The organism is Mesorhizobium sp. 131-3-5 (genome assembly GCF_016756575.1).
GTDB lineage: Bacteria > Pseudomonadota > Alphaproteobacteria > Rhizobiales > Rhizobiaceae > Mesorhizobium > Mesorhizobium jarvisii.
This window is the reverse complement of the sequence record NZ_AP023254.1, coordinates 2,679,813-2,702,616: the sequence shown is the minus strand read 5'-3', so window position 1 is coordinate 2,702,616 and position 22,804 is coordinate 2,679,813. Positions and strand designations below refer to the sequence as shown.

The 22,804-nt window shown below is 58.2% G+C and carries 27 protein-coding genes; 16 read left to right on the top strand and 11 right to left on the bottom strand.

Translation table 11 applies throughout. The features are described from left to right. Window positions 1–108: 108 nt before the first annotated feature. The 3 genes from JG747_RS13195 to JG747_RS13185 all read right to left on the bottom strand — a co-directional run bounded on the left by JG747_RS13195 (window position 109) and on the right by JG747_RS13185 (window position 3,797). Complete coding sequence (locus JG747_RS13195; RefSeq protein WP_202361918.1) at window positions 109–1,185, bottom strand: histidine kinase dimerization/phosphoacceptor domain -containing protein; 1,077 nt, start codon at window positions 1,183–1,185, stop codon at window positions 109–111. An 87-nt stretch (window positions 1,186–1,272) separates the two neighbouring features. Next, on the bottom strand, window positions 1,273–2,313 hold the full coding sequence (locus tag JG747_RS13190) for a sensor histidine kinase (protein ID WP_081295962.1): 1,041 nt from the start codon (window positions 2,311–2,313) through the stop codon (window positions 1,273–1,275). Next, entirely contained in the window at window positions 2,310–3,797 is a 1,488-nt protein-coding gene (locus tag JG747_RS13185) for an ATPase domain-containing protein (RefSeq protein WP_032921249.1), read from the bottom strand. The genes JG747_RS13190 and JG747_RS13185 overlap by 4 nt, the downstream gene beginning before the upstream one ends. Window positions 3,798–4,005: 208 nt before the next feature. Here JG747_RS13185 and JG747_RS13180 point away from each other — a divergent pair, with 208 nt between their 5' ends. From JG747_RS13180 to JG747_RS13170, 3 genes are read left to right on the top strand one after another with little or no spacing between them, the layout of a single operon-like run. Further along, on the top strand, window positions 4,006–4,719 hold the full coding sequence (locus tag JG747_RS13180; RefSeq protein ID WP_019859920.1) for a phosphatase PAP2 family protein: 714 nt from the start codon (window positions 4,006–4,008) through the stop codon (window positions 4,717–4,719). 5 nt (window positions 4,720–4,724) lie between these two features. After that, a complete protein-coding gene (locus JG747_RS13175; RefSeq protein WP_223217925.1) occupies window positions 4,725–5,642 on the top strand; it encodes a diacylglycerol/lipid kinase family protein in 918 nt (305 codons plus the stop codon). Between the two features lie 15 nt (window positions 5,643–5,657). After that, window positions 5,658–6,467, top strand: a complete 810-nt coding sequence (locus JG747_RS13170) for a metallophosphoesterase family protein (RefSeq protein WP_038648749.1) — start codon at window positions 5,658–5,660, stop codon at window positions 6,465–6,467. A gap of 49 nt (window positions 6,468–6,516) precedes the next feature. Here the strand turns inward: JG747_RS13170 and JG747_RS13165 are convergent, their stop codons facing one another. From JG747_RS13165 to JG747_RS13155, 3 genes are all read right to left on the bottom strand, one after another. Next, window positions 6,517–7,917, bottom strand: a complete 1,401-nt coding sequence (locus JG747_RS13165; protein WP_202361916.1) for a phospholipase D family protein — start codon at window positions 7,915–7,917, stop codon at window positions 6,517–6,519. 123 nt (window positions 7,918–8,040) lie between these two features. Next, entirely contained in the window at window positions 8,041–8,385 is a 345-nt protein-coding gene (locus JG747_RS13160) for a low affinity iron permease family protein (RefSeq protein WP_010915342.1), read from the bottom strand. Between the two features lie 172 nt (window positions 8,386–8,557). Then, entirely contained in the window at window positions 8,558–8,701 is a 144-nt protein-coding gene (locus tag JG747_RS13155) for a hypothetical protein (RefSeq protein ID WP_155772686.1), read from the bottom strand. Window positions 8,702–9,000: 299 nt separating this feature from the next. Between JG747_RS13155 and JG747_RS13150 the strand changes: the two genes are divergently transcribed. After that, window positions 9,001–9,300 (top strand): DUF1236 domain-containing protein, encoded by a 300-nt coding sequence (locus tag JG747_RS13150; protein WP_202361915.1) that lies wholly within the window; start codon window positions 9,001–9,003, stop codon window positions 9,298–9,300. Between the two features lie 304 nt (window positions 9,301–9,604). Further along, a complete protein-coding gene (locus tag JG747_RS13145) occupies window positions 9,605–9,808 on the top strand; it encodes a hypothetical protein (protein WP_027047168.1) in 204 nt (67 codons plus the stop codon). A 53-nt stretch (window positions 9,809–9,861) separates the two neighbouring features. On the opposite strand, the gene JG747_RS13140 is transcribed toward JG747_RS13145, so the two are convergent. The 3 genes from JG747_RS13140 to JG747_RS13130 all read right to left on the bottom strand — a co-directional run bounded on the left by JG747_RS13140 (window position 9,862) and on the right by JG747_RS13130 (window position 10,737). Then, the gene (locus tag JG747_RS13140) at window positions 9,862–10,071 is read right to left on the bottom strand and encodes a hypothetical protein (RefSeq protein WP_019859928.1); all 210 of its coding nucleotides are present in this window, start codon (window positions 10,069–10,071) and stop codon (window positions 9,862–9,864) included. A gap of 191 nt (window positions 10,072–10,262) precedes the next feature. Continuing rightward, window positions 10,263–10,484 carry a DUF768 domain-containing protein gene (locus JG747_RS13135; protein WP_038648757.1) on the bottom strand — a complete coding sequence of 74 codons (222 nt, stop codon included), beginning with the start codon at window positions 10,482–10,484 and terminating at the stop codon, window positions 10,263–10,265. A gap of 43 nt (window positions 10,485–10,527) precedes the next feature. Then, window positions 10,528–10,737 carry a hypothetical protein gene (locus tag JG747_RS13130; RefSeq protein WP_027047169.1) on the bottom strand — a complete coding sequence of 70 codons (210 nt, stop codon included), beginning with the start codon at window positions 10,735–10,737 and terminating at the stop codon, window positions 10,528–10,530. 667 nt (window positions 10,738–11,404) lie between these two features. Between JG747_RS13130 and JG747_RS13125 the strand changes: the two genes are divergently transcribed. The 4 genes from JG747_RS13125 (at window position 11,405) to JG747_RS13110 (ending at window position 17,276) form a co-directional block, all read left to right on the top strand. After that, window positions 11,405–11,587 (top strand): hypothetical protein, encoded by a 183-nt coding sequence (locus JG747_RS13125; protein WP_010915337.1) that lies wholly within the window; start codon window positions 11,405–11,407, stop codon window positions 11,585–11,587. Between the two features lie 26 nt (window positions 11,588–11,613). Next, complete coding sequence (locus JG747_RS13120; RefSeq protein WP_027047170.1) at window positions 11,614–11,799, top strand: hypothetical protein; 186 nt, start codon at window positions 11,614–11,616, stop codon at window positions 11,797–11,799. 144 nt (window positions 11,800–11,943) lie between these two features. Beyond that, window positions 11,944–13,005 carry a YihY/virulence factor BrkB family protein gene (locus JG747_RS13115; protein ID WP_202361914.1) on the top strand — a complete coding sequence of 354 codons (1,062 nt, stop codon included), beginning with the start codon at window positions 11,944–11,946 and terminating at the stop codon, window positions 13,003–13,005. A 110-nt stretch (window positions 13,006–13,115) separates the two neighbouring features. After that, on the top strand, window positions 13,116–17,276 hold the full coding sequence (locus JG747_RS13110; protein WP_202361913.1) for a GAF domain-containing protein: 4,161 nt from the start codon (window positions 13,116–13,118) through the stop codon (window positions 17,274–17,276). A 581-nt stretch (window positions 17,277–17,857) separates the two neighbouring features. Here the strand turns inward: JG747_RS13110 and JG747_RS13105 are convergent. Next, the gene (locus JG747_RS13105; RefSeq protein ID WP_032920686.1) at window positions 17,858–18,145 is read right to left on the bottom strand and encodes a hypothetical protein; all 288 of its coding nucleotides are present in this window, start codon (window positions 18,143–18,145) and stop codon (window positions 17,858–17,860) included. Between the two features lie 350 nt (window positions 18,146–18,495). Between JG747_RS13105 and JG747_RS13100 the strand changes: the two genes are divergently transcribed. Further along, window positions 18,496–19,128: an outer-membrane lipoprotein carrier protein LolA gene (locus JG747_RS13100; protein ID WP_202361912.1), complete on the top strand. Its 633-nt coding sequence runs from the start codon at window positions 18,496–18,498 to the stop codon at window positions 19,126–19,128. Between the two features lie 126 nt (window positions 19,129–19,254). Continuing rightward, window positions 19,255–20,271, top strand: coding sequence for an ATP-dependent DNA ligase (locus JG747_RS13095; RefSeq protein ID WP_064982191.1), 1,017 nt, complete (start codon window positions 19,255–19,257; stop codon window positions 20,269–20,271). A 27-nt stretch (window positions 20,272–20,298) separates the two neighbouring features. Here the strand turns inward: JG747_RS13095 and JG747_RS37510 are convergent, their stop codons facing one another. Beyond that, window positions 20,299–20,430, bottom strand: coding sequence for a hypothetical protein (locus JG747_RS37510; protein ID WP_020628965.1), 132 nt, complete (start codon window positions 20,428–20,430; stop codon window positions 20,299–20,301). Between the two features lie 144 nt (window positions 20,431–20,574). Here JG747_RS37510 and JG747_RS36925 point away from each other — a divergent pair, with 144 nt between their 5' ends. From JG747_RS36925 to JG747_RS13080, 5 genes are all read left to right on the top strand, one after another. After that, window positions 20,575–20,679, top strand: a complete 105-nt coding sequence (locus JG747_RS36925; RefSeq protein WP_244748379.1) for an SOS response-associated peptidase family protein — start codon at window positions 20,575–20,577, stop codon at window positions 20,677–20,679. 170 nt (window positions 20,680–20,849) lie between these two features. Continuing rightward, on the top strand, window positions 20,850–21,041 hold the full coding sequence (locus tag JG747_RS36920) for a hypothetical protein (RefSeq protein ID WP_244748429.1): 192 nt from the start codon (window positions 20,850–20,852) through the stop codon (window positions 21,039–21,041). Further along, entirely contained in the window at window positions 21,038–21,232 is a 195-nt protein-coding gene (locus JG747_RS13085) for a hypothetical protein (RefSeq protein WP_202361911.1), read from the top strand. The genes JG747_RS36920 and JG747_RS13085 overlap by 4 nt, the downstream gene beginning before the upstream one ends. Next, window positions 21,229–21,444 (top strand): hypothetical protein, encoded by a 216-nt coding sequence (locus JG747_RS37675; RefSeq protein WP_064982228.1) that lies wholly within the window; start codon window positions 21,229–21,231, stop codon window positions 21,442–21,444. Before JG747_RS13085 ends, JG747_RS37675 begins: the two co-directional genes overlap by 4 nt. 376 nt (window positions 21,445–21,820) lie before the next feature. Then, the gene (locus JG747_RS13080; protein ID WP_202361910.1) at window positions 21,821–22,021 is read left to right on the top strand and encodes a hypothetical protein; all 201 of its coding nucleotides are present in this window, start codon (window positions 21,821–21,823) and stop codon (window positions 22,019–22,021) included. Window positions 22,022–22,804: the final 783 nt, after the last annotated feature.

Here is a 22,804-nt window from a genome sequence, read left to right as displayed (position 1 = left end):
CGCATGGACGAGCAAGTCGCCATGAACAGAGCCGCCATCGAAATCGCCTTGCACGGTCGGCGTCTATTTGGGCCGCCCAAGCCACTCAAACCGCAGCATAGAACATCGTCAGCTCGTCGCTGCCGATCGCTTGAAAACGATGGTGACCCTGGTCCCTTCAGTGGCGCTGGATTTGACTTCGAATTGCGCTTTGGCGTTCTCGGTCAAGGAGCGCGCGATGAGAGCACCGAGCTTGCCGGGCTTCGGCCATGTCTCGCCCTCCGGCAAACCAACCCCGTCATCGGCGATGGTGATGCGGCATCCGTCGCCATCGACCACGCTGTGAAGCGTTATCGTGCCGCCTTCTCGTCCCTTGAAGCCGTGTTTGAGCGCATTGGTCAGCAATTCGTTCACAACCAGCCCCGTGGGCATCGCAACGTTAATCGACACGGGATAGGTATCCACCTTCATGTCCAGGCGTATGCCTTCCACCGCATGCGAAGCCATTACCGCGGATGCTATCTGGCTGAGATAGATACCAAGATCGATCTCATCCTTCTGCTCGTCGTTCGACAGCGCCTGGTAGAGTATCGCAAGAGCGTCGACGCGGCCGGCCAACCTCTCGAACCGTTTCTGGTCGGGCTCCGCCGCATTGCGGGTCTCCAGCCGGATGAGTGCGGTGATCATCTGGAGATTGTTTTTTACCCTGTGCTGCAGTTCCCGCAGCAATGTATCCTTTTCCCGGACACGCTCCTCTACCGAGGGCGCCTCCTCGCCGTGAGAGGATACGTCCACCAAGGCGACCAGCCGGAAACAAGTCTTGCCATCATCGTCCACAATCAAATTTGAGTAGGCGTCAACGACTGCCGGTCCCCCGACGCCGCGCTCCAGCCGGAAAGTGCCGACGAAATCCGTTTCATTGATAACGCTCTCGGCCAGCGCCCTGTCCTTCTGCTCACGGATCCCAGTCCCGGACAGCGCTGCCCAGTTTTTTCGCGCCAGACTGGCGGCCTTCAGGCCGGAGAGTTTTTCGAATTCCGGATTGGCATAAACGACGCGCTCCGTTTCGATCAGGTCTGAAACGGCGATCGCAATAGGCACCTGGTCGAGGAATTTCTTGAACTGTTCGCTCTCCAGCGCGGTCGCGAGTTCGGGCGTATCGAGCAGTTGCTCGACCGCCTCGGGCTTCCCTGTATCCGATATCATTTTACGCCTACGCTGTAAGGAAAGGTCATCAGTATCAGCGATGGAGCATATAGGCCACCACCGAAGCGGAGCGCCACCTTGCTGAGGTCAGTAGGCGGGGACAAGCCTCGTGTCGCGTAGCGGCAAGGCCATTGCGAACCGCAGACCGTCAGGATGATAGTTCAACTCAACCTTGGCTTGGCACTGCACGGCGACGACTTTCTCCAGCAACGTCGTACCGAAGCCGCGCCGTCTTGGTTGCTCGACCTTCGGCCCGCCCTTTTCAAGCCAATCCAGATTGAGCATTCGCTCTCCTTCCGAATTGCTCACCGACCACCGGACTTCGAGACGCCCTGTGGGGCGGGACAACGCGCCATATTTCGATGAGTTGGACGCGAGTTCATGAAACGCCATCCCGATCGGGATCGCGATATCGGCGACCAGCGCGACGTTCGGCCCTTCGAGCACTACGCGCGACTTGTCGGTCGTATCGTAGTGGCGCAGTTCCGACTCCAGCAGCTTGTGCAAGGAAGCCATCTGCCAATAGTCATCGGTGAGCATCGAATGCGTGTCGGCGAGCGAGACGATCCTGGCAGAGAAATCGCGCACGAAATCATCCACGCTACCACTCGATTTGGCGGTTGCCCCCATCATCGCCCGGACATTTGCGAGCGTGTTTTTGACGCGGTGATGGAGTTCCCTGATCAGCAGCTTTTGCCGGTCGGCGACCTCTTGCTTCTGTTCGATATATGACTTGACCTCGAGTTGACGGGCGCGGGCTCGCAAAGCCGAGCGCACCGAATTTGCAAGACTCGACGCCAGGAAAGGCCTCTCGAGAACGATCAGATAGCGATCCAGAAAGGCGAGTCGCTTGTCGATCTCCGTTCCTCGCATCGTCAGTAACACGATCGGAAAATCCGACCACGTCGGTTGATGATTGAGCCACGATGCAAACTGATTTCGATTGGAACTGATCAAGGCTTCTTCTGTAACCAAAAGGCAGTGAGCTTGGTCCAACAGCGGAACTGCTTCGTCGAGCGTGGCGCAGATGTGGGACTTGATGTCGTTCTCCGTGAGGATTGCAGACGCGACCTTCGCGTCGCGCCCGACCGGCGCCAGCACGAGCACACTGCGGTCTGAAGGCATCACGATGACTTGTCTTGCAGCAGGTTGCCTTGCTTACCCTCGTAGGTGGGCACGCCAGTCAGTATCCCTCGGAACTCCTCTAGTGGTTCGCCGACGGCCAGGCCGGTCGCGCTTATCTTGAATTCGCGAATGGTGTCCTCATGCGGCCCGACGCGTTTTTTGACCACGGAAATAGCTCGTCTCAGACGGCCGCCGCTTTCGAAGAAACGCAGTAGCATTACGGAATCGCAGAGATAGGTCATGTCGACGGGGGCTGACATTTGACCGATCAGCCCATGATTGGCCAACAGCAGGATCGTCACAACGCCCTTTTGATTAAGGTATGTCAGGATCTCGTGCATCTGCAGCACAAGATGCTGCTCCTCCGACATGGCATTGAGATACCCGGTCAGGCTGTCGATGACGACGATCCTTGCACTTGAGCGCTCCACAGCCGACTGGATGCGCGACGACAATTCACCAGGCGACAATTCCGCCGGATCCACCTGTTCCAGCAGCAAACTTCCATTGACGGCGAATGGCCCCAGATCCATGCCGAGGCCAGACGCGCGCGCCAGGAAAATCCGCTTGGTTTCATCGAACAGAAGCACCAGCACATGTTCGCCGCGCTTGAGAGCAGCATGGCAATAGCTGCATGCAATGGTCGACTTGCCGACACCAGAAGGTCCCATCAGGAGAGTGCTGGTGCCGCGGTCCAGCCCGCCACCCACGAGTGTGTCGACAGATCCATTACCGGTTGCCGGCGTTCCATGTTCGGCCATCTCATGTTCGGAGGCAACCAAGCGCGGAAACACCATCACGCCGCCCGGTCTAATGACGAAGTCGTGGAAGCCGCCGCGAATTTGAACGCCGCGCATCTTGATGATGCGCAGCCGCCGCCGCTCTCCGCCATAGATCGGTGAAAGCTGTTCCATCCGGATGACGCCATGACTGATCGAATGCAGGTTTAGATCGTCATGTTCAGCGGTGAGATCGTCGAGCAGAAGCACCGTTGCATTGTTGAGCAGGAAAAAGCTTTTCAAAGCCAGGACCTGCCGCCGATAGCGTAACGAGCCCTGCGACAAGAGGCGAATTTCCGACAGGGAATCGAACACCACGCGATCCGGCTTCATGCGCTCGATCTCGGCAAGCGCGGACTGCACGGTCTCACCGAGTTCAAGATCGGACGAATGAACCAGAGTCTGTAACTGCGATGGGTCGAGGCTCAACTCCGGTGGCACCAGCTCGAGGATTTCGATGCCGTCAAGAGAAAATCCATGCCGTTCCGCGACTGAGTGCAGTTCACGCTTGCTCTCGGACAGCGTTATATAGAGGCATTTCTCGCCATCCGACGCGCCTTTGATCAGAAACTGCAGACCAAGTGTGGTCTTACCTGAACCAGGCCTGCCCTCTACAAGATGTGAACGAAATTTTGCGTATCCGCCTCGCAGGACATAGTCGAGGCCTTCCACGCCAGATGATATTGGTGAAGCGTCGTCTTGATCCACGTTGCCCCGCTTGCTTTTCGTGAACACCTCAACGGATAGAATTTTCAATGGTTCCCTCTTGAAGTGAGGCTCTCACGGCCATTCCAACGACGTCGTGTCCGGGCTGTCGCGAAGCGCCGCCGCAGATTTCTGCCGTCCTGACCGCAGTGATGGCTGAGGGAACCTCGTACTCGCGACGCCGTTGTGCCTCACCAATGAGGTCCGGCGCTTGAGCGAACCAGTCCCAGATATCGAGCGCCGGCCCTTCGGGCGTTCTCCGCAAGGCAAGAACAGGCTCATCGTGGGGATGCTCGTTGCATGCCTCGTTCTCGGCTTCGGAGTGCTCGCCGAGGAGGTCCTGGAAGGCGATACGACCAAATTTGATCTGGCGATCATGTCGACCCTGCGTGGGGCCGATCAGGCCTACCCGATCGGTCCGCCATGGCTTCAGGAAGCGGCCAGAGATGTGACCTCGATCGGCAGCGTGGTGTTTCTTGGATTCGTGTTGATGGCAGGGGTTGCCTATCTGCTTCTTGTCCACAAGCGGGCTCTGGCCATTTGGATGGCAGTGGCGGTGGCCGGCGGGGAACTGCTTGGCACGATCCTCAAGCTAAGCTTCAACCGCCCCAGGCCGGAGATTCCTCATGTCACGCGGGTGTTCACTGCAAGTTTCCCGAGTGGCCATGCTATGCTTTCGGCGATCACGTTTCTGACCGTGGGCGCCCTTCTTTCACACGCAAATCAGGATTTCCGCCTCAAAGTGTATTTCATGGCCCTCGCCGTCTTTCTGACGCTGGCCGTTGGCGTAAGCAGGGTCTATCTCGCGGTCCACTATCCGACGGATGTCTTGGCCGGATGGTGCATTGGTTCTGGCTGGGCGATCCTGTGTTGGATGGTCGCTTTATGGTTTCAGGAATGGCCGGAGCGGAGACTGAAGACTTGAAGGTTGTGGCGCTCATCAACAAAAGTGCCGGCGCCGTGGCGCGCAAGGGCGACATCGAGCGAGCCGTGCGGGATGGGTTCGCCGAACGTGGCGTCGAGGCCGATGTGCGACTGGTGGAAGGGCGAGAGATTGGAGAGCTCTCTCAGCGCTTCGTTGCCGAAAACAAGTCGAGGTCCGGCCATGGATCGATATTGGTGGTGGGCGGTGGCGACGGCACTCTCGGCAGCGCGGCCTCGGCGCTAGCGGGGACGGATGTGGTGCTTGGCGTCCTTCCGCTCGGCACATTGAACCACTTTGCCAAGGATTTGGGTGTGCCGCTCGACCTGACGGCGGCGATCGATACAATCGCGACCGGCAAGCCTGTCACTGTCGATGTCGCCGAGGTCAACGGCCGAGTCTTTCTCAACAATTCATCGATTGGGATCTATCCGTTCTTTGTTGCAAAGCGTTCAACCGAACAGCGCCGCCGCGGGTTCGGCAAGCTTGCCGCCATCGGACCCGCCCTGATGAGAACGTTGAGATCCGCCTCGTGGCAGGCTGTCCACGTCGCTGCCCAAGGCACCCGCGAGAGGCTGCGGACGCCTTGCGTGTTCGTCGGCAACAATTTCTACGACATCGCCGATCTTGGCCATCGCCGCAGCCTCTCGTCAAAGGAACTCTGCGTTTACGTCGTCAAGCAGCAGTCGTGGTTTGGGCTGGCATTGCTTCCGTTCAAAATCGCGTTCGGCATGATCGACGCGACCCGAGATCTTGAAATTTATCGCGCCAACTCGCTGCAAATCACATCGCATCGCCACGCCATGCTGGTTTCTCTGGACGGCGAAGCCGTCAGCATGGACACGCCCCTGAATTTTCAGGTTCGGCCGGCGGCCCTGAAAGTCATCGCACCAGCCAGAACGAACAAAACCGGCGACCGTAGCTGAAAGCGGAGAACTTCAGTGAGAACCCTGGTCCATCTTTCGGATTTGCACTTCGGAAAGACAGAGAGCCAGCTTGTGGACGCGATCACGGCAGAGGTTCTTGCAGTCGACTCTGATCTGCTCGTCGTTTCGGGGGATCTTACGCAGCGCGCCCGGAAAGACGAATTCCTGCAGGCGCGCGCGTTTCTCGATTCCCTCCCTGGCCCCCGCATCGTAGTGCCAGGCAATCACGACGTGCCGCTCTGGAATGTCTTCGCGCGTGCGGTGACGCCTCTGTCGCGTTACAGGCGCTACATCGAGGCGGACACGGACCCGTTCTACGCCGATAGCGAAGTCGCTGTGGTCGGGATAAACACAGCACGATCCCTGACGATCAAGGACGGCAGGATCAACGTCCGTCAACTCGAGGCGGCGACGGAAAAATTCGCACATATGTCCGATGACGTTACCCGGATAGTGGTCACGCATCATCCTTTCGAAGGGCTAGACCTGGAAAACGACGACGGCATCGTGGGCCGCGCCGATCTGGCAATGGATGCCTTCTCGCGCAACGGCGTAGATGTCATATTGTCTGGGCACCAGCATCTTCACCGCGCTGGTTCGAGCGCACGGCGCTACCTCATCGACGGCTATGCGGCGCTGCTTGTTCAAGCGGGGACGGCGGTTTCTTCGCGGGTACGACAAGCTGCAAATTCGTTTAACATCATTCGCATCGAGCACCCGAGGATCTCTATCGAATGTCGGGCATGGCAGTCTTTGCAGTCCGGGTTCGAAACCTCAGCCAGTTATTCCTTTCGGCAAGGTTCAGGCGGATGGGAACCCGCTTGAATTGCGTTGGGAGAGAGCGTCTACATTTCCAGAATCTGTCGACGTACGGCTAAAGCTGAGATTCGATGGGGAGGTGCCTGACCAGGGCGGCCAGGATGCGGCGCAACCATGCTGCCTCGGGTTCGCGCGTATAGGTTTGCAGTCTGCCTTCATCGCTGCCATGCCAGCGAAGAACCTCGTTCTTCAATTCGAGCCGGTAGCTCGCTTCCGGCGCTATCTCCGATTTGAACCTATGCTGCAGTTCCGCGACCAGATTCTCGTCTTCAAAAAGCACTCCCATTTCCGAATTCAGGGATACGGACCGAGGATCGAAGTTAAAAGATCCGACGAAACCGATCCTGTTGTCGACGCTGAACGCTTTGGTGTGCAGGCTGGCGCCCTTGGATCCAAATACGGAAATCTTGGGCTGCCGGCTAAAGGGTTGGAGCTCGAAAAGCTGCACGCCCATTCTCAGCAAGCGCTTGCGATAGTTGGCGTATGCCCCGTGGACCGCGGCGACATCGGTCGCGGCCAAGGAGTTGGTCAACACAGCGACCTGCACCCCGTCGTCGACGAGGTCGCCGAGGATTTTTGATCCCTTCTTGCCGGGGATAAAATACGGGGACACGATTTCCACACGCTTGCGCGCCGACTGAATGATTGGGAGCAACTCCTTCATCAGCCAACCGCGCGGTCTCCAGCCTCGGACCTTTTCCGGAGGGTCGGAGATCACGCGCACGCGCTCGACCCAATGTACGTTGCTGCTCGCCGATATGAACTCGGCGATGGAGCCCTTGTCCCTGACCCCGCTCAGAAGCGTCGACTCGGTTTTCTCCTCTCTTCCCTCGAAATAGGGGGCATGCGAGCCTGGAGCGGCTGCACCGAGTTCAGCTATTGGCTTCGCGTCCTGGCATACCCAGAAAGTTTGGAAGATCTGTGCGGTTTGCTGGACGGCGGGACCGAGAAGCAGCATGTCGAGGTCACGGAAATTCGTCTCCGCCGCGTCAAAATATGCATCGCCGACATTGCGCCCACCGACAATTGCGATGTTGTCGTCGGCAATCCACGCCTTGTTGTGCATCCGCCTTGTCAATGCAAAAAGCCGCAAGAGGACTTCCGCGCCGCGCATGAGGCCGCGCGCTCTGATGCCGCTCGGGTTGAACAATTTGAGTTCGATGTTTGGATGGTTGCTCAGCGCCAAATAGGCGGCATCGCTCTTGCGCGGATTGACGTCGTCGAGCAGCATTCTGACCCGTACGCCTCGCTGGGCCGCCCGGACAACTTCCTGCAAAAGCAAGCGCCCCGTGTGGTCGTCATGCCAGAGATAGTACATGAGATCGAGAGTGCGAGCCGCGCCCCTCGCCGCTAAAACACGCGCGGCGAACGCATCGTAATTGTCAGAAATCAGCAGCAGGCCGCTCTTACCTGCTTTGATTTTATCGGCCGATGTTTGCGTAATCGAGACGTCCATGAATTGACCGGTTTCGGAGGAGATCGAGGCGCCGTTTCATTAGGTCAAGAACCCGCGAGCGCCGATCTGGTTGCACGAGGGCCTTGAGCCTGCTGATAGTCGAAGAAAGCTGGCGTTTAATAATCAGGTGGCTCGCCCATTTCGTTGCGCTGCTTCTTGTTCGAGCATGGCAAGCTTTTCGCGGATCTCCTCCGGCTCGGCATGCTCCAGGCCGACCACGTCGTTTCTGGTCTCCCTAAGCGAAACGACGATCTCATCGAGCTTGGCGTGAATGGCCGCGGTATCGCGATAGCCCTGTATCAGGACAACACCAGTGATCACGATGGCGGCCACCGAAAGGACATAAGTGACCGCGTTGGTCAGTCCGAATGGCACCAGCGCGGTGCACAATACCATTGCGACCATCATGACGTAGAAGCCTGGCGGCCGGGAAAGGAAGTCGGCCGTCATAAACAGGATCCGGTTCATTCTAGCGGCTCCATGATTGTGAAGCCGTAGCTCGTTCCTGCGCCAAACGCCGAAGTGGATACAACCACACCATCATATCCTGGCCAGAGCGAATACGGCTACCAGCGCGGTCAGAGCCACGCAAATGGGCACTGCCAGGAGGAAACCGGCCTCTATGAGGCGAGTCTTTTTGTCATTGAACATCCAACCACCCGTCGCTGGCTAAATTGAAGTTGACGGGTTCGCTCGCCGCCAAAGCAGCGAGCGAACCGTTATCAACGCAGGAAGGGACATAGCTGCGCGGATTTTGAAATGTGGACTGTCCAGGTTCAGCCATGGGATATTCCGATGACGAGCAGGGATATGGCCAAGACGAAAACTGGCGCCAGCAACCAACGCGCTTGACCAACACTTCTGTCCATGAATTCTTTCCTTCAGTTCCGTGGCTGACAACTTCCGCGACAGATGACCGTTCCAAGCTGCACCGACGGCAAGACCATTGCGGAATTCGACCGGACTTTGGTCCAACCACCTCCTCCGACTGAAGTCCTCCCAAGGGAACGATTGCATCCACGCCAAGTTGGCAGCTGAGCTTCGACACCACCGATCGGAGCCAATCTCACGAGGAGTAAGATTATGAAATTGCATCTGTCTGCCGCAGCCGCGGCATTTTTTCTGCTCGCAGGCGTCGGCGTCGCGGCGGCCGAGGACATCATCATTCAGCCGGAGCAGGAAACGGTCATCCGTGAATATGTGAAGAAGCAGCCGCTTGCTTCGGTGAAGGTTCCCGGAGTGGAACTCAACATCGGCACGGCGCTGCCTGACACGGTCGAACTTCGCGAAGTTCCCAACGTCAAATACCGCTACGTCGTGATCGACAACCGGACCGTTCTGGTCGATCCAACCACCCACAAGGTCATCAAAATCTACGACTGACCGGCCTTGCCGGCCAAAGCCCGTCGCCTCTCCCGGCGACGGGTCCAACTGACGGTCATAAGATGCAAGATCTCATCTTTGGAAACGCCTGCTGCAAAGCTGAGAACAAAGTTCACGGACGTGAACATTACCGCGGCGACATGAAGGTGTTTCGAAAGGTCGCATCGGTGATGGCGGAGTCTGATTGACGGCGCCGACCTGATCGCCGCCTTTTCTTAATGACGATTAGCCCATTCCTGGCCATTGGCCTAAGGTGATCCGGCCGCCAGCGGCTATGGCGTCGGGGTTGGAACAAGGAACCGCCATGACTTCGACAGCAGCGCTGATCTGGTATCTGGTAATTGCCGGCCCGCAGGGCGGCATGGCGGTGTTGCCGAGCACTTTCGACAAGCGGGAACAATGCACGGCCGCCATTGCCGAATACCAGAAGCAGCCAACGTCGACGGGCTGGACCCTGCAGTGCGTCCCCAGCGCTTCACCATTCACAATCAATGGATCCGCCGAGTAGCGCAAGGCGGTCAAGGCCGGGCATAGCAACGCCTCCTTTGGCGCGACCTCTGCTTAGGCCTTAGGATCGACGGCCGCTCCGAGCAGATTGATATGTTCGGTCGCAATTTTGAGCAGGGTTTCCGCAGTCTCTTGCGCTGTCCATCCCTGGGCCTCTGATTCAGCCACCAAGGCCGCGAACGCCGCTTCCAGGGCCACCTCACAGTTGACCGCCCGATCCGGACTTCCTTCCGGCAATATCGGCGGTTGAATGGTCTGGGACATGCGCGATCTCTTCCAAAAAGGGGAAGCCCGCGCCTTATCGAAGAATGCGGGCCGATCAAGGTTTCTGGCCCGATCTTCAGCAGTGGCGCGAGGGAGCGTTGCCTGCCGCATCACCAACCCTCGGAAGTCACATATGTTCCAGACCAGCGGATCGAAAGTCGCACGCATCGACCGCTGCGAACCGTGACGGGTCACTTGGGAAAATCAGGCAAGGGATGCTCGATAGCATTGAGGATCGTGCGGTAAAGACTGTCGACCTCTTCATCGATTTCGGCCCGCTTGATCCCGAGCGCCTTGGCGTCCGCTATTAGCTTGTGCGTGAGTTCATCGACCAGGAGGACATCTGCCTTCATCGTCCTGGGGACATTGTTAGCGATCCATTGATCCAGAAAGTCGATTCCGCGTGCACTCATGGCGCGATAAGCTCGACCGCAAGGTTTAAGTTCCGCGTTTCCTCTAACGGCCCAACGGTCGCCTGGATAGCGAAACCAGCTCATCCTCATCGACGACGCCTGCCATGTAGTTGCCTATAATTCTGGAGGCGATTGCGTCACGCTCGTCGGGTGATTGATTTTCGAGCTTCAGCTGCTCGAACACCCGGCCCAGCAGAGCCATTTCGGCCGGATCAAAAATACCAGCCTCAGTCGCCTTTCTCCGAATTGGCATCATTCTCCTCCCAATAACCCTGCAAGGAAGCGTGCCGCAAAACCTGTTCGCCACGCAAGTGTTTCACCAGAACATTCGCCCGCTGGTCCGCCAGTGTTGCATTGTGGATCCCACGCGACGATAGCCCGAAGCTCGGTCGACGCACGGGCAAATTGGGATTGCGCCCAGTCGCAGCATGAGCCGACATGACCCTCGCAGATCACCAAACAAATTTACGCTTCAGGATGCCGAAACCAGGATCGGTTGCCTCAAAGCTCCTCCCTCCTATGGACCGCTCCCCTGGAGAGCAACTCACGCACCGCTCGTATGTGATCCTAGTTCATAACTCACAGTCATTCCTGCCTGACTTTGACTTCCCGTCAACCTAGCTGTCCGAAAAGGCGCGTCGGTTGGATGGGCCGCTTCAACATCCTGACGTCGCTTTTTGGCTTTCATGCCGGAACCAGTCGGCAAGCGTGAAGTTCCTCCTGTGCCTTGATTGAGAAGGCAACAAACCAGGAGAAGAGGACGCACGTCGCGCTTAGCAAGCTCGCGGAGTCGGCGGTCAACGTCGCAGCAGATGCGGCTTAACGGGTTCATCGCGTTGTAGAAGCCTCGGTCAATTGTTCGCCAGGCTCATCCAAACAATCAACGCATCGGCGTCTCAGGGCGCGAACAGGAGTATGACGTGGGCTTTTTCAGCAGATTCTTCTCCGGCCTGGGTCGCAAGGCGCCAGCCGACAAATCGAGTGGAGACATGCGCAAGGCAACCGGCGCCGGCCCAGCTATCGCGGCTCATTCCAAGGACGCCAAGACGTCGGCGGCGACCGGTCAAAATCCAGCGGCGGCCAAGAAGAAGTCCGCCAACTGACCGCGGATGTTTCACGCGCCGAAAAAGTGAGCCGTTCGGTTGACGATCTGATCGGTAGCTTCCTCGAGCACCGCCTCGATGTGAGATCGGCTTCACTCAACGCTTCAACTTTTTATCCTCTGATGGGCACTTGTTCGAACGTCGATTTGTCTGAAAAAGATGCGCGCCTGCCGAAAATCATTCTGCAGCCCGACGACGTGGTCGCTCTTTGAGGCGTAGCGGGAACAGCTTTGCCGCTCACGACGTTGAGGACATGAGTCAGGGCATTTAGGAGGCGAATTGGTGGAAGCGCTCGACCGCAACCCAGGCCCGGGTCGTGGCAGCCCACTGGTCGCTCGCCATAGAGTTCTGGCCGAATGTGGCGCAAAGTGAGGACAGCACCCGGCAATGATGCGTCGTTGATCGACGGAGAAGCCGCAAGTCGCGCTGCATCAACAACTGAACAGAGCAAGGCGGCTCTGAGATCAGAGGATGGCGATCGCGGGCGCGACGCGGCGTGGCCATCCCAGATACCAGCCCTAGGCTGGAAGGATATTTTCTGGCGCCTGTGGGAGGAATTCAACAAGGACCGGGTTCTGCTCGTCGCGGCCGGTGCCACGTTCTACTTGCTGCTGGCGCTCTTCCCGGCTTTGGCTGCGTTCATTTCAATTTATGGCTTTGTCGCGGACCCGGTTACGGTTGCGGACCATGTCGCATATCTCGGCGGATTGCTTCCGTCAGGGGGGCTGGACCTCATTCGAGGTCAGCTGCAAGCCTTGGCCATGCAGAAGCCCGGTGCTCTTGGCATAGGCTTCTTCATCGGCCTTGGTATCGCACTGTGGAGTTCCAACAGCGGCATGAAGGCCCTCTTTGATGCGATGAACATCGCCTATGAGGAACGGGAGAAACGCAGCTTCATCACGCTCAACCTGATGTCGATCCTGTTCACCGTCGGAGCGTTGCTTATCGGCATCGTGCTGCTCCTGACCGTGGGCGTCGTTCCCGCACTTTTGCGCTATTTCTATCTTGATGCGTGGGCAGAGACGCTTGTCGCAGTATCCCGGTGGCCGATCCTGGTCGCCGCGATGCTGACCGGAATATCCCTGCTTTATCGCTTCGGACCGAGCCGCGAACGCGCCAAGTGGCGCTGGCTGAGTTGGGGCGCCTTGATTGCGACCGCAGCATGGATCGCAGCGTCGTGGCTGTTCTCGTTCTATCTGCAGCATTTTGCCAACTACAACGCCACCTACGGGTCGCTCGGCGCTGTTGTCGGTTTGATGATGTGGACGTGGATTTCCGTCATCATCCTCATTGCTGGCGCAGCCATCAATGCCGAGATGGAGCACCAGACAGCAGTGGACTCGACCACCGGCCCTCCACTGCCCATGGGCAAGCGGGGTGCCGTGGTAGCGGACACTTTGGGCAAAACCGCAGACTGACTATCTAACGAACACGCACTGTCAGCGAGAATGCGTGTTCGGGTCCTGTCAGCGTCTGGTCTGCTGGGGTCACCTGAGACAACGTGCTTTCAAGGAAAAATTGAACAGCGATGTCGATACCGCGTCTGCTTTCATGCGGCGCCCGCTGCCCTACCCCTTGCCGTGCAACCAAAACCGAGTTCCGCCGTTTTGTCCGGTTCGATATTTCGGGGGATATCTTGGGACCATCCAGCAAGGACAGGGCGAGCGCCGCGTTTCGCAGCGCCGGAGAAATGGCTGAGCGTATCGGTTCGTTTGGTTGGGGCGCTACATCTATCGGGCCGGTCTCTTCATGGCCCACAGAGCTGAAGACACTCGTCGATCTAATTCTAGGCTCTGCACAACCTATGTTCGTCGTCTGGGGCCAGGACCGCATCTGGCTCTACAACGATGCCTTCATCCCTATCCTTGGCCGCAAGCACCCGACCGCTCTCGGGCTGCCCAGCCAACAGGTCTGGGCAGAGGCATGGGAGACGATCGGCCCGATGTTTGATCTGGTTTACCAGGGCCAATCTGTACATATGGACGACATTGAAATCCGAATCGACAAGCACGGTGCGCCGGAAGAGACCCATTTCGCGTTCTCCTACAACCCCATAACGCAGCCGGAGACTGGGACAACCGGCGGTCTGTTTGGCGTCTGCACGGAAACCACGGATCGATTTCTGGCCGAAAAGCGCGAACGCCTCGCTGCTGAACGTCAGATCCATCTGTTCGAACAAGCACCAGGCTTCATCATTATCATGCGCGGTCGCGACCATGTCGTTGAATTCGTGAATGACGCCCATCGCCAGGTTTTCAACAGCGGTGATTGGCTCTCGAGACCCATTCGAGATGCCGTTCCCAGCCTGGAGGGACAAGGTTTTTTTGAACGCCTCGACGACGTCTTCCGCAGCGGTACGACGTTTGAAGCGCAGGGCCTTCCGGTCCGATTTCGCCGCTCGGCGGATAGTCCCGAGGAGACGCGCCACCTGACGTTTATCTACGCTCCCCTCTACGACGGCGGGAACCTCATCACAGGGATATTCTGCGAAGGGTTTGACGTCACCGAGACATTTCGTGCGAGAAAGCGGAGTGCTGCGCTCGCTGAGCTTGGGGACCTCGTGCGGCTGGTCGAAGACCCTGACGACCTGGCCTACGCCGCAGCCGAAATCATTGGGCGGGAACTGGATGTAAGCCGGGCCGGATATGGAACGATCGATCTCGCGAACGAGACCATCTCCATCGAACGCGACTGGAACGCCCCGGGGATCAAGAGTTTGGCCGGGGTGCTGCATTTCCGCGACTACGGCACGTATATCGATGACCTGAAGCGCGGCATCACTGTTGTCCTTGAGGATGCTGACACAGATCCGCGGACAAGCCAGAACCCAGAGGCACTGAAAGCGATCAGCGCTCAATCCCTGATCAACATGCCGGTCACCGAACGGGCTGGCTTTGTGGCCCTGCTCTACCTCAATCACAACAGGCCTAGATCCTGGTCGACAGAAGAGATCGAATTCGTTCGCGAGATGGCGGAGCGAACGCGTACCGCAGTCGAACGACGGCGCGCGCAGGCGGAGTTGCGACAGAATGAAGCTCGCTTGCGCTTCCTCGACGCACTGGGGAAAGAAACCTCGAAAAGTTCGGACGCGGACGCGGTGCTCGAGATCACGACTAGGATGCTTGGCGAGTATCTCGGCGTCGCAATCTGTGCCTATGCCGATATGGAGCCTGACCAGGACCACTTCACGATCCGGGGAGACTGGCACCGGCAAGGGTCTTCGAGCATCGTCGGCTACTACAGTCTTCGGGATTTTGGCCAGCTCGCCGTGGGCAAGCTCCATCAGGGCCTGCCTCTGATCGTCAACGACAATCACGTCGAGTTGCCGCTCGAAGAAGCTGCGACGTTCCAGGACATCGGCATCGCCGCCACCATCTGCATGCCCCTTGTCAAGGAGGGGCGCCTGACCGCGCTGATGGCGATCCACGACAGCGCTCCGCGGGTCTGGACTCAGAATGAGCTTGCACTTCTCACAGAGGTAACGGAGCGGTCGTGGGCGCATATAGAAAGGGTGAGGTCGGATCAGAGCGCTGCCGAGACCGCGGAACGCTTGAGCCTGGCTACCCAGGCGGCCGCAATCGGCATCTGGGATTACGACCCGGTCGCTGACCATTTGCGGTGGGACGCACAATGCCGGGCGTTGTTCGGCATTACGTCGGACGATGAGGTTACCTATGAGGGCTCCTTCATCGCCGGCCTCCATCCAGATGACCGTATCCGGGCAGATGAGGCGGTCCGGCGAGCAATCGCTCCAGACAGTCTTGAAGGATTTAACATCGAGTACCGAACAATTGGCCTGGAGGACAGGATAGAGCGTTGGGTGGCGGCGAGCGGCCATGCCATTTTCGAAGCCAGCAAGGCCGTTCGATTTATCGGCACGGTTATCGACATTTCGGATCGCAAAAAAGCAGAGCGCCACCTCAAGATCATGAACGATACCGGCGCGGCGGTCGCTGCGGAACTCGATCTCGACAAGATCGTGCAAATCACCACCGATGCCGGCGTCGAGCTTTCCGGAGCCCAGTTTGGGGCTTTCTTCTACAACGTGCTCGACGCTCAGGGCGGCAGCTACATGCTCTATGCCCTGTCAGGCGCTCCGCGCTCGGCCTTCCAGAATTACCCCATGCCACGTGCGACCGCGGTGTTCGAACCGACTTTCCTCGGGAAAGGCGTGGTTAGGTCGGACGATATCCTCAAGGATCGGCGGTACGGCAAGAATGCGCCGCACAAGGGCATGCCGGAAGGCCATCTCCCGGTTCGCTCCTATCTGGCCGTGCCAGTCGTGTCGAACTCCGGCGAAGTTCTAGGCGGTTTGTTCTTTGGACACGCGGAGACCGGCAAGTTTGGTCCTGAACACGAAAGTGCCCTTCTGGGCATCGCCGGCCATGCCGCAACCGCGATCGACAATGCCCGCCTCTTCCAGTCAGCCGAACGCGAGCTGTCTGAAAGGCGGCGTGCCGAGGCCGCACTGCAGACGCTCAACTCCACGCTGGAACAACGCGTCATCGACGAAGTGGCGGAACGTTCGAAGGCAGAGGAACAGCTGCGGCAGGTTCAAAAGATGGATGCGGTCGGTCAGTTGACAGGTGGCATTGCGCACGACTTCAACAACATGCTTGCCGTCATCATCGGTGGGCTCAATCTGCTTCAGCGCAAATTGTCCAAAGGTGAGACAGACGTCGGTCGGTTTGTCGAAGGCGCCATGGATGGGGCCCACCGCGCCGCCGCCCTCACCCAGCGGCTGCTGGCCTTCTCACGACAACAACCGCTCAAGCCGGAGCCTATCAACGCCAACCGCCTGGTCGGCGGAATGACCGAGCTGTTGATGCGCACACTTGGGGAAACGATCAAGGTCGAGACGGCGTTCGGAGCCGGCCTCTGGCAGGTCAAGGCCGATCCCAGTCAGCTTGAAAGTGCCCTGCTCAACCTGTCGGTCAACGCACGCGACGCCATGCCCAACGGCGGTAAGCTGACCATCGAGACGTCGAACGCCTATGTCGATGAGCGATACGCTCGTGAGTCCGCCATTGCGGCCGGACAATTCGTGCTGATTGCAGTTACCGATACCGGCACGGGTATGACCACGGACGTCCTCGCCAAGGCCTTCGATCCCTTCTACACGACCAAGGGCGTTGGCAAGGGCACCGGGCTTGGCCTGAGCCAGGTTTACGGTTTTGTCCGGCAATCGGGCGGCAACGTAAGAATATACTCCGAGCCCGGCGTTGGCACGACGATCAAGATCTATCTGCCACGGCATTATGGCGGCACCGAGCAGGATTCTCCCGAGCTCAAATCAAGGTCGATAGATGGCGGCGTGCCAAGCGAAATCGTCATGGTGGTTGAAGACGAGGATCGCGTCCGCGCAGTATCGGCCGAAGCATTGCGCGAACTTGGCTATACGGTCGTCGAAGCCAGTGGTCCTAACGAAGCGATCAAGATGATTGAAGCTGGACAGCAATTGTCCCTGCTCTTCACCGACGTGGTTATGCCGGAGATGTCCGGACGTCAGTTGGTGGATATCTTGCGCAGGGGCAATCCCAAGCTCAAGGTTCTCTACACCACGGGCTACACGCGCAACGCCATCGTTCACAACGGAATCCTCGATCCTGGAACGCAGCTTTTGCCTAAGCCTTTCAGCCTTGAAGACCTTGCCGAAAAGGTGAGGACGATTCTCGACGATCCTTCATAGTGCCCACCAGCCGAGCAGATCTCGAAGCTTGACGCGCTCGGCGCTTCCATGGCCGCCGGCGATCTCCCATTGCCCGAACAGTGCCGGATCGTGACCGAGGAAGCCTGGAAGCCGAGCCAGCTTCTGGAATGTTTGCACAACAGCTTTGATGTCTTGCCACGGGCCCTTCAAGATCTCTGCAAGGCAGTCCTCGTTTCCATCAACCAGTGATCTGGCAGGAACGCCTCCGCGGCACCCCCGACGCCGAGTGCCTAATGTTGCAATATTTGAGTGGCCGGAATTGCGTGTGTGACTCGGATATAAAAGGCCGGGCTACGTGGCGGCTCTCCAACGGTTTCTGCTGAAACGGTGAGCCAAACTGATTGCCCTCGCTTCGGTGGGGGAATCGACAGGAATCTTTGTCTCGGCACAGTTACCGCAGACGGACTTTCGACGCTGCTGTTCATAAGTCAGCTTGTTAAGAGGCCTCCGCGTTTTGGCTCTCCATCATGAGCATCCAAAGTTCGGCAAGAACAGCCTGCGCACGCTTTTCATGTCGGAACCAAAGCGATCGCACAATGTTAAGCAGGCGAAGGGCCGTCTTAATTAGTTGAGGATCTTAAATGAAAGCCGTCATACTTGGTGCTTTGGCACTGTGCCTTCTCGTACCGTCCGTGGCCTCGGCCGACGCGATCGTAGTCCAGACTCATCGACATCACCGACACCATCACTGGAACAATGACCGCGTGGTTGTCTACCGTGAAGGACATCGTCTCCATCACCGCCGCCATGGGGATATTGCATTCTACGACCACGGCCGCCGTCATCACCGCTCCGACGCCGTCATTATCCGAGGGCCGATGGATAGATCGCACCATCGTCACCGCCACGTTGTCATTCAGCAGGAGGACAACAACGGATATTGACCGAAGCCTTTTGGCCCGGCTCTCAAACTGGAGAGCCGGGCATCACGCACGTACGATTTAGTGAGTGGAGCGGCCGCGAAAGCAGCACGAAACCGACTCCATGGCGCTGGTCACCATGTTCTTCGCCGGGAGCTTGGGTGCGCAGCAGGGCGGCGGCTCAATAGGCGGCGGTTGCTGGCGGAGCGGTCCGAGAGCCATCCAGCTGTCTTCGGCACGCCAGCGAAGCCGGGCATTGTATCGCAATCGGCAAGACCAGATTTGCGCTGGAGCCCCATCTGTTTCGATCAAGCACCCGCTTGAAGTTGGATACGTGAATGGAAAAGATCAGGAGATTGCTGGCTTTCTGCTTTGTGGTCGTCAGCGCTAGCGCGATAAATTTCGAACTTACCCCTGCGGTCTCGGCCGCGCCTGTAGATGCGGTGGCGATTGCCGACCACTTCTCATCCGTAAAATCCATGTCCGGGGACTTCGTCCAGTCTGACCCAAGAGGTGAAAAGACCAGCGGTAGATTTATTCTCCAACGCCCGGGAAAGATTCGGTTCAATTATACCGGCCAATCAGGGATCAGCTTAATCGCAGATGGACAATCCGTCGTAATCTACAACAAAAAGCTGAAGACATCGCGCCTCTATGCTCTTTCGAAGACGCCGCTCAAGCTTCTACTGGACGACAAGGTCAAATTCTCTGGCAATCGCCTCAAAGGCATCAAAGACGATGGCGCCCAGGTTACCATCAAGCTGGCCGACAAGTCGGCCTTCGGAAACTCGAACATCACTATGGTCTTCGATAGGAAATCACTCGATCTGCGCAGATGGAGCATCACCGACGAAAGAGGACAGAGCACGACAGTCACTCTCTCGAATGTGAGGGAAGGCGTTCGTGCCCCTCCAGGCACCTTCATGATCAACTACGCTGCAAATCGTGAATTCAACACCACAACGAAATAGCTGCTAGTCTTTTGCGCTTGTCACTCCACGTCGATCGAGGAGAGGCCCGCCGAAATCGCTCGACAGCCAGTCAATGGAACGAAAAGCGGGCGTCGGCAACCTGCCCCATCGCAATACGGAAGAGCAATGGTAACGGCATCTGACGTCGAGTTTCCCTTACCCTTGAACACGCAGCCTATGGAGGCACGCACGGCGGAGGCGTTGCCGCGAGAAGACGGTCTCTGGCAGTACGAACCGAAATGGGATGGCTTCCGCTGCATCGGCTTCAAGAGCGGCAAGGCTGTCGACCTCAGGGCAAAATCCGGCAAACCGCTCGGTCGCTATTTTCCAGAACTGATGGCGGCCTTGAGTGCGCTTGCGGCAACCGAATTCGTCATCGACGGTGAAATCATAGTGGAGATCGAGGACCGTGCCTCTTTCGACGCGCTGCAGATGCGGCTTCATCCCGCAGAGAGCCGCATCCGCAAGCTCAGTCGAGAAACTCCCGCGCAGCTGGTCGTCTTCGACATGCTTGTGGCCCCGGGAGGTCGGCTGCTGGTCGAACTGCCATTGCACGATCGGCGCGCAGAAGCTGAAGACTTGGTTGCCAAGGCAAAGACCAAGACCTTGCGGCTTTCGCCGGCCACCACGAGCCTGGCGACGGCGGACAAGTGGTTGAAGGGTGCTGGTACCGGCGGTGCCACGGACGGCGTCGTGGCCAAGCTGCTCAACGATCCCTACAAGCCGGGCGAACGTGCGATGGTGAAGGTAAAGCCCCTGCGCACGGCCGACTGCGTAGTGGGTGGGTTCCGCTATCAAAAGGGCAAACGACAGGTTGGATCGCTGCTGCTCGGGCTATACAATGGCGATGGTCTGCTCGACCATGTCGGCTTCACATCAACCATCGCCAATGACGAGCGTGCGGTGCTGACGCAAAGGCTGGGACATCTGCTTGGCGGATCCGGCTTCACCGGCAAGGCGCCGGGCGGCCCGAGCCGCTGGAGCACCGAGCGTAGTGGCGAATGGGAGCCGGTCAGACCGGAGCTGGTCGTGGAGGTTCGCTTCGACCAGGTCACGGGCAACCGCTTCCGGCATGGAACGAAGCTTTTGCGCTGGCGCCCGGACAAGGAGCCAAGCCAATGTACGTTTGGGCAGATAGAATAGTCGAAGCCTACTCGTGCGCCGGGTGCACTATCGATGTGGCTGATCTTCGCGCATGGCGTTATAGACAAGCAGGCCCGCGGCTAATGACACGGCAGCGCCGACCATATCGCTGCCCGTCAGCCCTAAATAATAAACGAAAGCGAATGTCAGCTCGGCCATGGGTTCCACCAAAAGGGTTCTCCGAGACAACCCTTAAGGATCGCTAATGTTCCAATCGTTTGAGTCGAGGTCACCGCCGCCGAAAACGGCAGCCATAGCGTGTGCGAGGGCCGCTGGTGGCTTGTTCTGTTCTGGGCAAAAGAGATGCCTAAGGCGGCCATGTTCAACGCCAGGATTGAAGGCATCGATACCGCTGCGGCCTTCAAGTCGAAACGCTGCCTGATCCCTGCCGATGGCTTCTACGAATGAACGATCTCGTCGGCCGGCGGCAAGAAAGATCCTTGGCACATCTACGGACTACGCGCCTTTTTCGTTCGTCGGGCTCTGGGCGTATAACACTAATCTCGATGTCGCCAGCTGCACAATCATCCCCAGCCGGCCGGCGAGCCGAATGAAAAACCCACGACCGGCAGCCGGCAATCCTCGACCAGGCCTATTACGACGCATGGCTCGACCCGGGGACGCCGAAGGAATATCTGAAAGATATCCTCAGCCACGACATCGACGGCCAGTTGCAGTTCAACCGAGTTGGGCGCGACGTCAATTCGACCGTCATAAACAGGCAGCCGAATGATCACCCTGCCCTGGTCGGACCGATCAATCCGCTGTGAGCGACGAACCCATCAAGCTTGCCGAAGGCATGACGGCGGCGCGGCAAAGTGGACGGATCGAAAATCATGTCTGCGAGTTTGACGTGTGCGGGAAGCGCGCGCCGTTCGGATTTGCAAAGCCGACAATCATCACATTGGTCTGTTTCGAACATCGCGAACACGGCGACAGCTATTTGGCGGGGGTGAGATGATCAGTCGACCAAGAGAAGCGAACGATTATCCAGACCGAGTCATCGACTGCCAGGAGGCGATGGAGCCCGGCTTCCAGGCCATCGTTGATTGCATGCTGCGGTCACTGAAGCGGCTGATCGCAGCGGACAATATGACTCAGAAAGAGAACGCGAGGACGGAAACACAGCTCGCAATCGCTCGGGCCATGATGCGCGCCGGCAGGCCATTTTAGGGTCTAATCGGGATTCCGATGAATGGCGGTGGTGCTGGGGTGAGGCTTAGGAAGGAGCCGGGCCACAAGCTTCCCGACGGTGAAGCAGGCATCATCGAAAATTGCGAGATGTAGGCTCGCCGAGAATAACCCCAACGAAATCTCAGCGAGCCAGCCGCCCCGGCATGAGGGACATAACAGGGCGACTAAATTGCTTTACGAGCCCGCCCTCCAAAAAGTTGCCTGAAATCGTCAAGCGCATCCGAAAGGGAGCCTTTAGCTTACCCCCTGGAACATTTCGACGCGTGCTGGATTAACACGGCATCCGTTTGGTTGGTGGCAGGACCAGAGTGTGATTTCGATAACCCCCGATGGTTCAGAAGAGAAACCCCCACGGATGGGCATCCTTCCAATCATCGCGGCTACCGTTTTTGTTATGGCGGTGGGATGGTCTGTCTTTGAATTGTTCATCGAACTGCCAAAAACGCAATGGAACAGTCAGGCGGAAGAAAGCCCCGGCTCGGCGTTCAATGGCGTACCAGGCGACCAAAACCCTAAGTTCGGCAAAAGTGCCCCTTCAAGGCTGGGCGGCGATTGAAGCTCTTGCCGACGCGGGTGGCCTCGGCCGCATCAGAAACCATACGCGGCGCCGAATGTTCCATCGCGCACCGTCAACGCTTCTTCGGCGTCGGCTTGATCTCCTCGACCCGCACCTGTCGCCGATCTACTTGGCTGGTGCGAGTGCTTGTACGAAAATTCTGATTCCGATGAAACCCATCGGCTCCTCCATTCGTTTTGAGCACCGGTTTTGCCCGAGTGGAAGAGACGAAGTGCCATGCCCTTGTCCGATGAACTGCGCGATGTAGCGATCGAGTTTCACTGTCCGGTCTGTTCATATCCGACGGTGAGAAAGGGATCCTGGCTGAGAACGGTCGGCAGCTTCAAATGCGAAAGCTGCGAGACGAAGGTGAGGATTGGCTACGAAGACAAGCTGGCGATTTTTGAGCGCCACCTGAGAAAACGATAAACCGCTGGTTCGTTGAGATGTTTCTCTGGTTGATTCCTGCTGATCGAAGCCTCCGGCAGTGGTTCGTCCGTGTGGTCGATGGCGACGAAGAACTGACCCGATCATTCGAATTGGATTCGTTCGCCCTGGCGTACGCCGAAGGCCAACGACGACGCCTCGGGCTTCCTGTCTCCGATCGGCTGTAGCCAACGTTGGGGAATGGCCGGTGCGGTGGGGGCGTTGGGGCACGACGGACACCGCACCGGCCATTGCGGTGGGGGCTCGGGTTCCTCCCCGCGTAATTGACTTACCCCTACGTAAGCCATCCCGCAATTAAGCCTGTTGACCTACGCCGCAGGCGGCCGCGCCAGGTCC